Origin of the sequence: Brevibacterium ihuae (assembly GCF_900184225.1) — a bacterium.
GTDB classification, from domain to species: domain Bacteria; phylum Actinomycetota; class Actinomycetes; order Actinomycetales; family Brevibacteriaceae; genus Brevibacterium; species Brevibacterium ihuae.
The window spans coordinates 336,030-350,070 of sequence record NZ_FXWZ01000002.1; the positions used below are offsets into that span (position 1 = coordinate 336,030).

A 14,041-nucleotide genomic window follows, 5' to 3' on the forward strand; every position below is an offset into this window, starting at 1 on the left:
ACAGCCCGAAGGGGGCGGCCACCGTACGGTGGCCGCCCCCTTCGTCGTCCCGCCCTCAGCGCTCGCCGGGCGGGAGCCCGGTCACTCCCGGTGGTCGACCTTCTCCGCGAGGTCGCCGAGGTAGAGCTCGATGACCTTCGGATCATTGAGGAGATCGCGGCCGGTCCCGGTGTGGGAGTCGCGGCCCTGGTCGAGGACGTACCCGCGGTCGCAGATCTGCAGGCAACGGCGAGCGTTCTGCTCGACCATGATGACGCACACCCCGGCGCGGTTGATCTCGTGGACGCGGAGGAACGCCTCGTCCTGCTTGACCGGCGACAGGCCGGCCGAGGGCTCGTCGAGGAGGAGCACGGCCGGATCCATCATGAGCGCGCGCGACATCGCGACCATCTGCCGCTCGCCCCCGGACAGGGAGCCGGCCCGCTGCGAGCGCCGCTTCGCGAGCTCGGGGAACATCGACGTGACGTACTCGAAGCGCTCCGCGAAGAGCTTGGGGCGGAGGAAGAGGCCCATCTGGAGGTTCTCCTCCACGGTGAGCGTGGTGAACACGTTCTCCGTCTGCGGGACGAAGCCGAGCCCGCGGGACACGAGGACGTTCGCCTTGAGCCCGGTGAGATCCTCGCCGCGCACCCGCACGGTGCCGGAGTGGACCTTGACGAGCCCGAACATCGCCTTGAGGAGCGTCGACTTGCCCGCGCCGTTCGGCCCGATGATGCCGATGAGCTCGCCCGGCCGGGCCTCGATGCTGCAGCCGTTGAGGATGTTCACCCCCGGGAGGTAGCCGGCGACGAGGTCGGTGACGGTGACGACCGGCTCCCCGGCGGCGCCCGGATCGGGGGCGGGTGCGGCGTGCGGGGCGGCGGTCATGGGACGTCCTTCCGGTCGGCGGGCGGTGCATCGGCGGCNCGACGACCCCGCGGCCGATCTCGTCACAGTGACCCTCGACCTGGGCGCCGGGACGGACAGCGCGGCCCTCGCCGCGGCGCTCACCGCGGCCGGCTACCCGGCGGCGGAGGGCTCGGACCCGGATGCCACGGGACAGCAGAGCGCCCGGGGCCTGCATCGGAATGCGGACCCCGGGCGGCCGGTCGACGTGCGGATCAGCCCAGCGACGCGGTGAGGTGGATGTCGACGCCCTTGAGGGCCTTCGACACCGGGCAGTCCTTCTTCGCCTTCTGCGCGATCGTCTCGAAATCGGCGACGGACATCCCCGGCACCCGGCCGACGACGACGAGGTGGATGTCGGTGATCCCCTTCTCCGCGGTGAATGAGACGTCGGCACCGGTGGTGATCTCCTCGGGAGGCGTGCCGTTCTGGGTCAGGGCGTTCGACAGGGCCATCGAGTAGCACGCGGAGTGCGCCGCGCCGATGAGCTCCTCGGGGTTCGTCACCCCGGTGATCGCCGTCTCTGCGCGGCCGGCCCACGACAGGGTCATCGTCGTCGCCTGCGAGGTGTCGAGCGAGACCGTGCCGGTGCCCTCGGCGAGGGTGCCCTGCCAGGTGGTGTGGGCCTTCGAGACGATCGGGTGCGCTGCGGGTGCCATGGATTCCTCGTTCCTCGGATCGGGTGGGTGAGGGCCCTGCGGGCCCGCTTCCACTCTACTGCCCGCCCCGAATGTAACGGGTGGGAAAATTTCCTTCGCGCCGTCCGCCTTTCGGAGCGAATCTGTGGTGATATTCATCACATCCCCCCAGGGGCTGGCATGGGCACGGAGCCCATGATCGACAGGAGGCTGAACATGGCTGTGACACAGTGGGCGAGGCGCGGTTCGCGTCTCTCGGCATCGGTGGCGATGGGTGCGGCGATCGTGCTCGTCGCCTCGGCGTGCGCGACGGGCGGCGGCGAGGAGTCCGGCGGCGGCGAGACCGGCGGCGGCGAGGGCGGCGGCGGTGCGCTCTCGATCGGGACGCTCCTCCCGCAGACGGGCGCTCTCGCATTCCTCGGTCCCCCCGAGATCGCCGGCGTCGATCTCGCGATCAAGGAGATCAACGAAGCCGGCGGCGTCAACGGGGAGGACGTCACCGTCCTCCACCGCGACTCCGGCGACACGACGACGAACCTCGCGACCCAGTCGACGACGGAGCTGCTCAACGAGGGCGTCGCGGCGGTCGTCGGCCCGGCCTCCTCGGGCGTGGCGAAGACCGTCATCAACCAGATCACCGGTGCCGGCGTCATCCAGTTCTCGCCGGCGAACACCACTCCGGACTTCACCGACTGGGACGACGACGGCTTCTACTGGCGCACCGCTCCCTCGGACGTCCTCCAGGGCCAGGTCCTCGGCAACTTCATGGTGTCCCAGGGCGCCTCGAACGTCGGCATGATCGTCCTCAACGACGCCTACGGCACCGGCCTCGCCGCGAACATCCGCGAGACCGTCGAGGGCGCCGGCGGCACGATCGTCGCGGAATCGATGTTCAACGAGGGCGACTCCCAGTTCACCTCCCAGGTGGACGAGGTCGTCGGCGCGGACCCCGACGCGATCGCCGTCATCACCTTCGACCAGGCGAAGTCGATCGTCCCGCTGCTGACCTCACGCGGGATCAGCGCCGATCAGCTGTACTTCGTCGACGGCAACGTCGCGGACTACAGCGAGGACTTCGATCCCGGCACGCTCGAGGGCGCCTACGGCACGCAGCCCGGCTCCTTCGCCGCCGACGACTTCAAGGAGCGGCTGGCGGAGGTCGACGACTCGCTCACCGTGTGGAACTACGCGGGCGAGTCCTACGACGCCACCGTCCTCCTCGCGCTCGCCGCCGCGCAGGCGGGCTCGACCGACCCCGCCGCGATCCGCGACGAGCTCCAGGCGGTGTCGCGCGACGGCGAGAAGTGCACCGAGGTCGCCGAGTGCTTCGAACTCATCGAGGCCGGGACGGACATCGACTACGACGGCATCTCCGGACCCGTGACGATGTCGGAGAACGGCGACGTCACCGAGGCGACGATGGGCATCTACAAGTTCGACGGCGACAATGTGCCGCAGCCGGACATGGAGGAGCAGGGCTCGCTCGAGTGATCCGAGCTCCACAGCCCGAAGGGGGCGGCCACCGTACGGTGGCCGCCCCCTTCGTCGTCCCGCCCTCAGCGCTCGCCGGGCGGGAGCCCGGTCACTCCCGGTGGTCGACCTTCTCCGCGAGGTCGCCGAGGTAGAGCTCGATGACCTTCGGATCATTGAGGAGATCGCGGCCGGTCCCGGTGTGGGAGTCGCGGCCCTGGTCGAGGACGTACCCGCGGTCGCAGATCTGCAGGCAACGGCGAGCGTTCTGCTCGACCATGATGACGCACACCCCGGCGCGGTTGATCTCGTGGACGCGGAGGAACGCCTCGTCCTGCTTGACCGGCGACAGGCCGGCCGAGGGCTCGTCGAGGAGGAGCACGGCCGGATCCATCATGAGCGCGCGCGACATCGCGACCATCTGCCGCTCGCCCCCGGACAGGGAGCCGGCCCGCTGCGAGCGCCGCTTCGCGAGCTCGGGGAACATCGACGTGACGTACTCGAAGCGCTCCGCGAAGAGCTTGGGGCGGAGGAAGAGGCCCATCTGGAGGTTCTCCTCCACGGTGAGCGTGGTGAACACGTTCTCCGTCTGCGGGACGAAGCCGAGCCCGCGGGACACGAGGACGTTCGCCTTGAGCCCGGTGAGATCCTCGCCGCGCACCCGCACGGTGCCGGAGTGGACCTTGACGAGCCCGAACATCGCCTTGAGGAGCGTCGACTTGCCCGCGCCGTTCGGCCCGATGATGCCGATGAGCTCGCCCGGCCGGGCCTCGATGCTGCAGCCGTTGAGGATGTTCACCCCCGGGAGGTAGCCGGCGACGAGGTCGGTGACGGTGACGACCGGCTCCCCGGCGGCGCCCGGATCGGGGGCGGGTGCGGCGTGCGGGGCGGCGGTCATGGGACGTCCTTCCGGTCGGCGGGCGGTGCATCGGCGGCGGGCGCCCCGGGGGGCGCGGCGTCCGCCTCGGGAGCGAGCACACCGGCATCGGCGGTGCCGACGACGGACTCCTCGTCCTCGGCGAGATCCTGCTCGAGCTGGGCGATCCCGGTCTGGTCGCCGAGGTCGACATCGTGGTGCGCCCCGAGGTAGGCGTCGATGACGGCCTGGTCCTGCATGACCGCGTCGGGCGGGCCCTCGGCGACGATGCGTCCCTCCGCCATGACGATGACCCAGTCGGCGATGTGGCGGACCATGTGCATGTCGTGCTCGACGAAGAGGACGGTCATCCCCTCCGATTTGAGATTGATGATGTGATCGAGGAGGGACTGCTTGAGAGCGGGGTTGACGCCGGCCATCGGTTCGTCGAGCATGACGAGCACCGGATCGGTCATGAGCGACCGCGCCATCTCGAGGAGCTTGCGCTGGCCGCCGGACATGCTCGCGGCGTAGTCCTCGCGCTTGGCGTCGAGCTTGAATCGCCGGAGCAGGTCGTCGGCCCGCTCGGTGATCTCGGCCTCCCGCTTCCGCCACAACCACGGCAGGAGCGCGGTGTGGATCCGCTCCCCGGACTGCTTCGATCCGCCCAGGCGCATGTTCTCGATGACCGAGAGCTTCCCGAGGACCTTGGTGAGCTGGAAGGTGCGCACCATGCCGAGCCGGGCGACGCGATGGGGGCGCATCCCGGCGATCTGGTGCCCGTCGAACGACCACTTCCCCGACTGCGGGGTGTCGAACCCGGTGAGGAGGTTGAACAGGGTGGTCTTGCCCGCGCCGTTGGGCCCGATGAGGGCGGTGATCTTGTGCCGGGGGATCTCGACGTGGTCGACGTCGACGGCGGTGATCGCGCCGAACTGCCGGGTGATCGAATCGCCGACGATGATCGGGTCGCGCTTGGCGCAGCCGGGTCCGGTGTCCTCGCCGGCGGCGATCGGGCGCTCGTCGAGCATGTACTCGCTCGTCGCCCAGTGCGCGTACTCGTCGTGGGGGGCGGTCCCGTCCGCGGCGTGCGAGCCGGTCGCGGAGGTGGGGGTCGGGGCGTTCACGAGAACACCAGCTCCTTCCGGTTGCCGAGGATGCCCTGCGGCCTGAAGATCATGAGCATCATGAGCGCGACGCCCACGAGGATGTAGCGCAGCTGCCCGGCCTGCACGGTGGTGATGAACGTCACCGTGCCGGATTCGACGAGGCCGGTGAGCACGCCCTGGGTGAGGGAGAGCACCACCCAGAAGATCATCGCGCCGAGGATCGGGCCGAGCACCGTGGTCATGCCGCCGAGCAGGAGGCAGGTCCAGAGGAAGAACGTAAGCTCCGTGCCGAAGTTCGCCGGCTGCACCGAGCCGGTGTTGAGGACGAAGATCATGCCGGCGAGGCTGCCGAGCACGCCGCCGAGCATGAGCGCCTGCATCTTGTAGGAGAAGACGTTCTTGCCGAGCGAGCGGACCGCGTCCTCGTCCTCTCGGATGCCCTTGAGGACCCGGCCCCAGGGCGAGCGCATGAGGAGCCACACGAGGACCGCGCAGATCACGACGACCGCCCACGCGACGATGAGCATCCACAGTGTCCGCGAGGAGATCACCGTGAAGCCGATCGAATAGCTGCCGGACGGGATCGGGCTGAGCGCGTAGAACCCGCTCTCGAAGGCCGCGAGACCGTTCGCCGAGCCGGTGACATCGGTGAGCTCGTTCGTCGTCACGACATAGCGGATGATCTCCGCCGAGGCGATGGTGACGATCGCGAGGTAGTCCGCGCGCAGCCGCAGGGTCGGGATGCCGAGCAGCGCGGCGAGCGCGAGCGAGGCGAGGAGGGCGATGAGGAACGCGAGCCAGAGCGGGGCGCCGAACGTCAGCGTCGCGATGGCGAAGCCGTACGCGCCGACCGCCATGAAGCCCGCCTGGCCGAAGTTGAGCAGGCCGGCGTAGCCGAAGTGGACCGCGAGGCCGAGCGCGCCGAGCGCATAGGCCGCGGTGATGGGGTTGAAGAACTCCCACAGGGCGTTGGTGACAATGCTGGAGAAATCCATGATTCTGACCTCGGACCGGCGTCAGCCGATCCTCTCCTTTCGTCCCAGGATCCCCTGGGGTCGGAACACCAGGACGATGATCATGATGAAGAGCGCTCCGACGTACTTGAGGTCCGCGGGCAGCCAGATCGTCGACACCTCGACGAAGATCCCGACGATGATCGAGCCGACGAGGGCGCCGAACACCGTGCCCAGACCGCCGAGCGTGACGGCCGCGAATATCATGAGGAGGATCTGCTGGCCCATGTTGAAGGTGACGCCGGGCCGGTAGTACGCGTAGAGGATCCCGCCGAGCGCGGCGAGCGCGGCGCCGGTGACCCAGATGATGCGGATCACCCGGTCGACGTCGATGCCCGAGGCCGAGGCGAGAGCCGGGTTGTCGGCCACCGCGCGGGTGGCCTTGCCGATCCGGGACTTCATGAGGAGGAGCGACACGACGACGACGACCGCGAGCGCGATGAGCATCGAGACGAGGTTGTTCCGCGTGATCGCGAACGGTCCGATGTCGAACACCGGCCCCTGCGCGAGCGGGAGCTGCCGGGTGGCGCCGCCGAAGAAGAACTGGAGGACGTAGCGCATCGTCAGCGCGAAGCCGATCGACACGATCATCATCGGCACGAGCCCGGCGCCGCGCTTGCGCAGCGGTCGCCAGAGGAGCGTGTCGTTGAGATAGCCGTAGAGGCCGCCGCCGAGGACCGCGGCGATGATCGCCAGCCACATCGGGAGGCCGACGGCCGCGCCGGCGAAGGCGAGGACCGCACCGAGCGTCACCGTCTCGCCGTGGGAGAAGTTGTTGAGTCCGGTGGTGCCGAGGACGAGGTTGAGGCCCACCGCGCAGAGCGCGAGGATGAGGCCGAAGGTCAGTCCGGCGAGCGCGCGCTCGCCGGACTGACCTTCGGCCTCATCCTCGCGCTCTGCGCGGTGGGCCTCAACCTCGTCCTCGGCACCACCGGACTCAACAACTTCTCCCACGGCGAGACGGTGACGCTCGGTGCGGTCCTCGCCTTCGCCGGCGCGGCCGTCGGCCTCCCGATGTGGCTGGCGATCATCGCCGCGGTCCTCGGCGGCGGCCTCTACGGCTATCTCAACGACACGCTCCTCTGGCGACCGCTGCGCAAGCGCGGCGCCGGGCTCGTGCCGATGATGATCGTGTCGATCGGCTTCGCGCTGACGATGCGCTACGTCCTCCAGTTCTTCTTCGGCGGCGCCACCCGGCAGCTCCCGCTCGCGCAGGGGCCGGTGTTCGACATCGGACCGTTCGCGATCACGCGGAACAACCTCGTCTCGATGCTCATCGCGCTCGCGGTCGTCGTCGTCGTGTCGCTCCTCCTCATGAAGTCCCGGATCGGCAAGGCCACCCGCGCGGTGGCCGACAACCCGGCTCTCGCCTCGGCCTCGGGCATCGACGTCGACCGGGTGATCCGCATCATCTGGGTCACCGGCGCCGCGCTCGCCGCGCTCGGCGGGATCCTCTACGCGTACTACCGGCCCGGCGTCACCTTCAACATGGGCCAGCAGATCCTCCTCATGATATTCGCGGCCGTCACGCTCGGCGGTCTGGGCACGGTGTTCGGCGCCCTCGTCGGCTCGATCATCGTCGGGATCTTCGTCGAGGTGTCGACGATCTGGCTGCCCGCGGACCTCAAGTACGTCGGAGCGCTCTTCATCATGATCATCGTCCTGGTGTTCCGACCCCAGGGGATCCTGGGACGAAAGGAGAGGATCGGCTGACGCCGGTCCGAGGTCAGAATCATGGATTTCTCCAGCATTGTCACCAACGCCCTGTGGGAGTTCTTCAACCCCATCACCGCGGCCTATGCGCTCGGCGCGCTCGGCCTCGCGGTCCACTTCGGCTACGCCGGCCTGCTCAACTTCGGCCAGGCGGGCTTCATGGCGGTCGGCGCGTACGGCTTCGCCATCGCGACGCTGACGTTCGGCGCCCCGCTCTGGCTCGCGTTCCTCATCGCCCTCCTCGCCTCGCTCGCGCTCGCCGCGCTGCTCGGCATCCCGACCCTGCGGCTGCGCGCGGACTACCTCGCGATCGTCACCATCGCCTCGGCGGAGATCATCCGCTATGTCGTGACGACGAACGAGCTCACCGATGTCACCGGCTCGGCGAACGGTCTCGCGGCCTTCGAGAGCGGGTTCTACGCGCTCAGCCCGATCCCGTCCGGCAGCTATTCGATCGGCTTCACGGTGATCTCCTCGCGGACACTGTGGATGCTCATCGTCGCGTGGGCGGTCGTCGTGATCTGCGCGGTCCTCGTGTGGCTCCTCATGCGCTCGCCCTGGGGCCGGGTCCTCAAGGGCATCCGAGAGGACGAGGACGCGGTCCGCTCGCTCGGCAAGAACGTCTTCTCCTACAAGATGCAGGCGCTCATGCTCGGCGGCGTGCTCGGCAGCCTCGCCGGCATGATCTTCGTCCTCAACACCGGCTCGGTGCAGCCGGCGAACTTCGGCACGGAGCTTACGTTCTTCCTCTGGACCTGCCTCCTGCTCGGCGGCATGACCACGGTGCTCGGCCCGATCCTCGGCGCGATGATCTTCTGGGTGGTGCTCTCCCTCACCCAGGGCGTGCTCACCGGCCTCGTCGAATCCGGCACGGTGACGTTCATCACCACCGTGCAGGCCGGGCAGCTGCGCTACATCCTCGTGGGCGTCGCGCTCATGATGCTCATGATCTTCAGGCCGCAGGGCATCCTCGGCAACCGGAAGGAGCTGGTGTTCTCGTGAACGCCCCGACCCCCACCTCCGCGACCGGCTCGCACGCCGCGGACGGGACCGCCCCCCACGACGAGTACGCGCACTGGGCGACGAGCGAGTACATGCTCGACGAGCGCCCGATCGCCGCCGGCGAGGACACCGGACCCGGCTGCGCCAAGCGCGACCCGATCATCGTCGGCGATTCGATCACCCGGCAGTTCGGCGCGATCACCGCCGTCGACGTCGACCACGTCGAGATCCCCCGGCACAAGATCACCGCCCTCATCGGGCCCAACGGCGCGGGCAAGACCACCCTGTTCAACCTCCTCACCGGGTTCGACACCCCGCAGTCGGGGAAGTGGTCGTTCGACGGGCACCAGATCGCCGGGATGCGCCCCCATCGCGTCGCCCGGCTCGGCATGGTGCGCACCTTCCAGCTCACCAAGGTCCTCGGGAAGCTCTCGGTCATCGAGAACATGCGCCTGGGCGGATCGAAGCAGTCCGGGGAGCGGATCCACACCGCGCTCCTGCCGTGGTTGTGGCGGAAGCGGGAGGCCGAGATCACCGAGCGGGCCGACGACCTGCTCCGGCGATTCAAGCTCGACGCCAAGCGCGAGGACTACGCCGCGAGCATGTCCGGCGGCCAGCGCAAGCTCCTCGAGATGGCGCGGTCGCTCATGACCGATCCGGTGCTCGTCATGCTCGACGAACCGATGGCCGGCGTCAACCCCGCTCTCAAGCAGTCCCTCCTCGATCACATCATCAATCTCAAATCGGAGGGGATGACCGTCCTCTTCGTCGAGCACGACATGCACATGGTCCGCCACATCGCCGACTGGGTCATCGTCATGGCGGAGGGACGCATCGTCGCCGAGGGCCCGCCCGACGCGGTCATGCAGGACCAGGCCGTCATCGACGCCTACCTCGGGGCGCACCACGATGTCGACCTCGGCGACCAGACCGGGATCGCCCAGCTCGAGCAGGATCTCGCCGAGGACGAGGAGTCCGTCGTCGGCACCGCCGATGCCGGTGTGCTCGCTCCCGAGGCGGACGCCGCGCCCCCCGGGGCGCCCGCCGCCGATGCACCGCCCGCCGACCGGAAGGACGTCCCATGACCGCCGCCCCGCACGCCGCACCCGCGGGTGCCGACCTGTGACGGAAAGGCATACTCCCAGCATGGAGATCACCTGGCTCACGTGGACCGTGACGATCATCGTCATCATCGCGCTCCTCGCCTTCGACTACATCTTCCACGTGCGCAAGGCGCACACCCCGACGATCCGCGAGGCCGCCGTGTGGTCCGCGATCTACGTCGGACTCGCGCTGATCTTCGGACTCGTGTTCTTCCTCGTCGGCGACACCGCGCACGCGATCGAGTACTACGCCGGCTACCTCACCGAGAAGGCGCTGAGCGTCGACAACCTCTTCGTGTTCCTCGTCATCATGGCGAGCTTCCAGGTGCCGCGCGACTACCAGCAGAAGGTCCTCCTCTTCGGCATCACCTTCGCCCTGATCTCGCGCACCGTCTTCATCCTCATCGGTGCCGTCGCGATCGAGATGTGGTCCGACGTGTTCTACCTGTTCGGACTCTTCCTCATCCTCATCGCCGGGCAGCAGCTCAAGGGCGAGCTCACCGGTGACAAGGAGGAGGACGAGGCCGACAACATCATGGTCCGCCTCGCCCGGAAGTTCCTCCCCGCCTCGGACACCTACGACGGGGACAAGCTCTTCACGGTGGAGAACGGCAAGAGGGTCCTCACCCCGATGCTCCTCGTCATGGTCGCGATCGGGGCGACCGACATCCTCTTCGCCTTCGACTCGATCCCCGCGATCTTCGGCCTCACGCAGGAGCCGTACATCGTCTTCACTGCGACCGCCTTCTCGCTCATGGGGCTGCGCCAGCTCTACTTCCTCATCGACGGGCTGCTCGACCGCCTCGTCTACCTCGCCTACGGCCTCGCCGCGATCCTCGGGTTCATCGGCGTCAAGCTCATCCTCCACGCGCTCCACGAGAACAACCTCCCGTTCATCAACGGAGGCGAGAACGTGCCGGTGGCCGAGGTGCCGACGACGACCTCGCTCCTCGTCATCGTCGTCATCCTCGCCATCACCGTCGCCGCCTCGCTCCTCAGCCCCAAGGGACGGGCGCTGCGAGCGCTGCAGAACGCCGAGCGCTACTCGTACCGCTACAGCGTGCTGCCCGAGGACGCGCCGGCCGAGGACCGGAGGAAGGCCGAGGCGCTCATGGACACGTGGACGGCGAAGGCCGAGCGCGTCGACCAGAAGTGGCGCGACTCGCTCATCGATCACAAGGACAGCTACTCGCGCATCATCCGCACCGCCCACGAGGCGCGCCTCGCCGAGGCCGCGCGGACGGGCGAGGACGCCGCGATGTCGCGGCAGATCGTCGACCAGGACGGCCCGACGATCTGAGTCGCTGCGGGTCAGTCCGCGTCGTCGAACGGACCGAACACCGGGTTCCACCGGCGGATCGTCGTCGCCGCGATGACCCCCTCCCCGGCGTAGGGGTCCTGCGTGAGGATGTCGACGATGTTCGCCCGGTCGTCGGCGCGGAGGATGAGCAGACCACCCGGGGTCTGGTCATCCTCGAGCGGCCCGGAGGCGAGCAGCACGCCGGAGTCGAAGAGGTGCCCCTGCCACGTCCGGTGGGCCGGGCGGGCCGCCATCCGGCGGTCGATGTCGGGGCCGTACTCGTAGGTGACAGCGAAGATCGCCATGGGGTTCTCCAGTCCGGGGTGGGGAATAATCGGCAGGTGGGGCCCGGTTGTACCCACCGGTGCTCGCACCGCCAGTCTAGACGCCGTCGACGGAAGGAACCCGCGTGCCACGCCTGCCCGAGATCCCCGAGGAGTTCGCGGATCCGGACACCGTGTTCGAAGCCTTCGTCGACCACTGCACGACGCTCGGCATCACCCTGTACCCGGCCCAGGAGGAGGCGATCCTCGCGGCCGTCACCGGGGACACCACGATCGTCTCCACCCCGACCGGCTCCGGCAAGAGCATGGTCGCCCTCGCCGCGCTGTTCTCCGGTCTGAGCACCGGCCGGCGGAGCTACTACACCGCCCCCATCAAGGCCCTCGTGAGCGAGAAGTTCTTCCAGCTCACCGAGGCCTTCGGGCCCGAGAACGTCGGCATGGTGACCGGCGACTCGAGCGTCAACCCCGAGGCCCCGATCATCTGCGCGACGGCGGAGATCCTCGCCAACCAGGCGCTGCGCGAGGGCGCGCTGCTCGACGTCGGCATGGTCGTCATGGACGAGTTCCACTACTTCGCCGACCCCCAGCGCGGCTGGGCCTGGCAGGTGCCGCTCCTGCTCATGCCGCAGGCGCAGTTCGTCCTCATGTCCGCCACGCTCGGCGACGTCTCGCGGATCGCCGACGACCTCGAGGAGCGCACGGGCCGGCCCACGACGCTCGTCACCTCCGTCGAGCGGCCCGTGCCGCTCGAGTTCGAGTACTCCGTCGAGCCGCTCCACGAGGCGCTCCACGCGCTCGTCCGGCGCGGCCGGGCGCCGGTCTACGTCGTGTCGTTCGCTCAGGCCCAGGCGATCGAGCTCGCGAGCTCGATCGTCAGCGCCAACCTCACCACCCGCGAGGAGCGCGCGGCGATCACCGCGGAGATCGCGGGGTTCCGGTTCGGGGCCGGGTTCGGGACCGTTCTCAAGCGGCTGCTCCAGCACGGCATCGGCGTCCATCACGCCGGCATGCTCCCGAAGTACCGGAGGCTCGTCGAGCAGCTCGCCTCCGCCGGACTCCTCGCGGTGATCTCCGGCACCGACACCCTCGGCGTCGGCATCAACGTGCCGATCCGCACCGTCCTCTTCACGGGGCTCACGAAGTTCGACGGCCGCCGGATGCGCCGGCTCCACGTCCGCGAGTTCCAGCAGATCGCCGGGCGCGCCGGGCGTGCGGGGTTCGACTCGGTCGGGTACGTCGTCGTCCAGGCCCCCGAGCACGTCATCGAGAACACGAAGGCGCTCGCCAAGGCCGGGGACGATCCGAAGAAGCGCCGCAAGGTGACGAAGAAGCAGCCCCCGGCGGGCTTCGTCTCGTGGTCGGAGAAGACCTTCGAGCACCTGACGACGGGACGGCCCGAGGAGCTGACCTCGCGGATGCGCATCACCCACGCGACGATCATCAACCTCCTGTCCCGTCCCGGCGCGGGAGTGCACACCGTGCGGGACTTCATCGCCTCGACCCACGATTCCGCCGAGGCCCGGCTCGACATGCGGCTGCGCGCCCTCCACATCGGCCGCGCGCTCCTCACCGCCGGCGTCATCGAACGGCAGGTCGCCGACGACGGCGCGGTGACGTACCGGCCCAAGACCGACCTCGGTCCGCACTTCGCGCTCAACCAGCCGCTCTCGCCGTTCGCGCTCGCCGCGCTCGACCTCTTCGACCGGGAGTCGCCCGGATACGCCGCCGACGTGCTCAGCGTCGTCGAGGCGACGACCGAGATCCAGTACGCGATCCTCCGCGGGCAGCTCGACCGCATCAAGCGCGACGAGCTCGGTGCGCTCAAGGCCGAGGGGGTCGAGTACGAGGAGCGGATGGCGGTGCTCGACGAGCTCACCTACCCGCAGCCGAACGCGGAGATCCTCACCGAGGCCTTCGACGCCTACGCCTCCGGCGCCCCGTGGGTCCGCGAGATCGGGATCGAGCCGAAGTCGATCGTCGGCGACATGCTCGATCAGGCGATGAACTTCAGCCAGTTCGTCGCGTACTACGGGCTCGCGCGGGTCGAGGGCGGGCTGCTGCGCTACCTCACCGATGTGTTCCGGGCGCTCGTGCAGACCGTCCCCACCGAGGCGCTCACCCCCGAGCTCGAGGAGATCATCGCGTGGCTCGGCGACCTCATCGGTCGCGTCGACTCGAGCCTGCTCGAGGAGTGGGAGGCGCTGCGGAACCCCGCGGAGGACGAGGAGCGGCTGCTCCCGCCGGTCGACACCCGGCTGTCCGCCGACGTCCCCCGCTTCACCCGGCTCATCCGGAACACGATGTTCCACCGGGTGCTCCTCGCCGAGCGCGCCGACTATGCCCGGCTCGGCGAGCTCGACGGGGCCGCGGGCTGGAACCAGCGGGCCTGGGAGGACGCGATCGAGGACTTCTACGAGGAGTACGGCGAGATGGGGGTCGGCGCGGATGCGCGCGGCTCCGGGTTCATCCGGATCACGCCGGGGCCCGAGCACTGGGAAGTGCGGCAGGTGTTCGACGACCCGCGCGGCGACCGGGACTGGGCGATCAGCGCGCGGGTCGACGTGGCCGCGAGCGACGAGGCCGACGAGGTCGTCCTCGAGGTGCTCGACGTCGGACCCCTTAAGCCGGCGTGAGCCGTCCCGGTACGACGAGACAGCCGGATCCGGGT

At 69.2% G+C, this 14,041-nt stretch carries 12 protein-coding genes and 2 pseudogenes; 7 read left to right on the forward strand and 7 right to left on the reverse strand.

The window, feature by feature from the left end:
* Window positions 1-81: 81 nt before the first annotated feature.
* Window positions 82-867, reverse strand: a complete 786-nt coding sequence (locus C1A17_RS01495) for an ABC transporter ATP-binding protein (protein WP_101650055.1) — start codon at window positions 865-867, stop codon at window positions 82-84.
* Window positions 868-934: 67 nt separating this feature from the next.
* Here C1A17_RS01495 and C1A17_RS14020 point away from each other — a divergent pair, with 67 nt between their 5' ends.
* The gene (locus C1A17_RS14020) at window positions 935-1,120 is read left to right on the forward strand and encodes a hypothetical protein (protein ID WP_146000566.1); all 186 of its coding nucleotides are present in this window, start codon (window positions 935-937) and stop codon (window positions 1,118-1,120) included.
* Here the strand turns inward: C1A17_RS14020 and C1A17_RS01505 are convergent.
* Window positions 1,101-1,544, reverse strand: a complete 444-nt coding sequence (locus C1A17_RS01505) for an OsmC family peroxiredoxin (protein WP_101650052.1) — start codon at window positions 1,542-1,544, stop codon at window positions 1,101-1,103. The two genes, C1A17_RS14020 and C1A17_RS01505, sit on opposite strands and share 20 nt — an antisense overlap.
* A gap of 195 nt (window positions 1,545-1,739) precedes the next feature.
* On the opposite strand from C1A17_RS01505, the gene C1A17_RS01510 reads away from it, so the two are divergent.
* The gene (locus tag C1A17_RS01510) at window positions 1,740-3,014 is read left to right on the forward strand and encodes an ABC transporter substrate-binding protein (protein ID WP_180953184.1); all 1,275 of its coding nucleotides are present in this window, start codon (window positions 1,740-1,742) and stop codon (window positions 3,012-3,014) included.
* A gap of 91 nt (window positions 3,015-3,105) precedes the next feature.
* Here C1A17_RS01510 and C1A17_RS01515 read toward each other — a convergent pair whose 3' ends face one another.
* The 4 genes and pseudogenes from C1A17_RS01515 to C1A17_RS01530 form a co-directional block, all read right to left on the reverse strand.
* Window positions 3,106-3,891 (reverse strand): ABC transporter ATP-binding protein, encoded by a 786-nt coding sequence (locus tag C1A17_RS01515; RefSeq protein ID WP_101650055.1) that lies wholly within the window; start codon window positions 3,889-3,891, stop codon window positions 3,106-3,108.
* Entirely contained in the window at window positions 3,888-4,880 is a 993-nt protein-coding gene (locus tag C1A17_RS01520; RefSeq protein WP_101651473.1) for an ABC transporter ATP-binding protein, read from the reverse strand. The genes C1A17_RS01515 and C1A17_RS01520 overlap by 4 nt, the downstream gene beginning before the upstream one ends.
* A 92-nt stretch (window positions 4,881-4,972) precedes the next feature.
* Window positions 4,973-5,953, reverse strand: coding sequence for a branched-chain amino acid ABC transporter permease (locus tag C1A17_RS01525; protein ID WP_101650059.1), 981 nt, complete (start codon window positions 5,951-5,953; stop codon window positions 4,973-4,975).
* Between the two features lie 21 nt (window positions 5,954-5,974).
* Window positions 5,975-6,832 (reverse strand): annotated as a pseudogene (locus C1A17_RS01530) (branched-chain amino acid ABC transporter permease); the annotation flags it as partial.
* On the opposite strand from C1A17_RS01530, the pseudogene C1A17_RS14405 reads away from it, so the two are divergent.
* From C1A17_RS14405 to C1A17_RS01545, 4 genes and pseudogenes are all read left to right on the forward strand, one after another.
* Window positions 6,827-7,684, forward strand: a pseudogene (locus C1A17_RS14405) (branched-chain amino acid ABC transporter permease); the annotation flags it as partial. The pseudogenes C1A17_RS01530 and C1A17_RS14405 sit on opposite strands and share 6 nt — an antisense overlap.
* A gap of 21 nt (window positions 7,685-7,705) precedes the next feature.
* A complete protein-coding gene (locus tag C1A17_RS01535; RefSeq protein WP_101650059.1) occupies window positions 7,706-8,686 on the forward strand; it encodes a branched-chain amino acid ABC transporter permease in 981 nt (326 codons plus the stop codon).
* Between the two features lie 92 nt (window positions 8,687-8,778).
* A complete protein-coding gene (locus C1A17_RS01540) occupies window positions 8,779-9,771 on the forward strand; it encodes an ABC transporter ATP-binding protein (RefSeq protein ID WP_101651473.1) in 993 nt (330 codons plus the stop codon).
* Window positions 9,772-9,832: 61 nt separating this feature from the next.
* On the forward strand, window positions 9,833-11,089 hold the full coding sequence (locus tag C1A17_RS01545) for a TerC family protein (RefSeq protein ID WP_101650061.1): 1,257 nt from the start codon (window positions 9,833-9,835) through the stop codon (window positions 11,087-11,089).
* 11 nt (window positions 11,090-11,100) lie between these two features.
* Here the strand turns inward: C1A17_RS01545 and C1A17_RS01550 are convergent, their stop codons facing one another.
* A complete protein-coding gene (locus C1A17_RS01550) occupies window positions 11,101-11,394 on the reverse strand; it encodes a YciI family protein (RefSeq protein WP_101650063.1) in 294 nt (97 codons plus the stop codon).
* 104 nt (window positions 11,395-11,498) lie between these two features.
* Between C1A17_RS01550 and C1A17_RS01555 the strand changes: the two genes are divergently transcribed.
* Window positions 11,499-14,006 (forward strand): DEAD/DEAH box helicase, encoded by a 2,508-nt coding sequence (locus C1A17_RS01555; RefSeq protein ID WP_101650065.1) that lies wholly within the window; start codon window positions 11,499-11,501, stop codon window positions 14,004-14,006.
* The last annotated feature ends 35 nt before the right edge of the window (window positions 14,007-14,041 follow it).

Excerpts from the sequence above, each read along its gene's own strand:
- C1A17_RS01495 (WP_101650055.1), bottom strand. The coding sequence starts at position 867 with ATGACCGCCGCCCCGCACGCCGCACCCGCCCCCGATCCGGGCGCCGCC.
- C1A17_RS01505 (WP_101650052.1), bottom strand. The coding sequence starts at position 1,544 with ATGGCACCCGCAGCGCACCCGATCGTCTCGAAGGCCCACACCACCTGG.
- C1A17_RS01510 (WP_180953184.1), top strand. The coding sequence starts at position 1,740 with ATGGCTGTGACACAGTGGGCGAGGCGCGGTTCGCGTCTCTCGGCATCG.
- C1A17_RS01515 (WP_101650055.1), bottom strand. The coding sequence starts at position 3,891 with ATGACCGCCGCCCCGCACGCCGCACCCGCCCCCGATCCGGGCGCCGCC.
- C1A17_RS01520 (WP_101651473.1), bottom strand. The coding sequence starts at position 4,880 with ATGCTCGACGAGCGCCCGATCGCCGCCGGCGAGGACACCGGACCCGGC.
- C1A17_RS01525 (WP_101650059.1), bottom strand. The coding sequence starts at position 5,953 with ATGGATTTCTCCAGCATTGTCACCAACGCCCTGTGGGAGTTCTTCAAC.
- C1A17_RS01535 (WP_101650059.1), top strand. The coding sequence starts at position 7,706 with ATGGATTTCTCCAGCATTGTCACCAACGCCCTGTGGGAGTTCTTCAAC.
- C1A17_RS01540 (WP_101651473.1), top strand. The coding sequence starts at position 8,779 with ATGCTCGACGAGCGCCCGATCGCCGCCGGCGAGGACACCGGACCCGGC.
- C1A17_RS01545 (WP_101650061.1), top strand. The coding sequence starts at position 9,833 with ATGGAGATCACCTGGCTCACGTGGACCGTGACGATCATCGTCATCATC.
- C1A17_RS01550 (WP_101650063.1), bottom strand. The coding sequence starts at position 11,394 with ATGGCGATCTTCGCTGTCACCTACGAGTACGGCCCCGACATCGACCGC.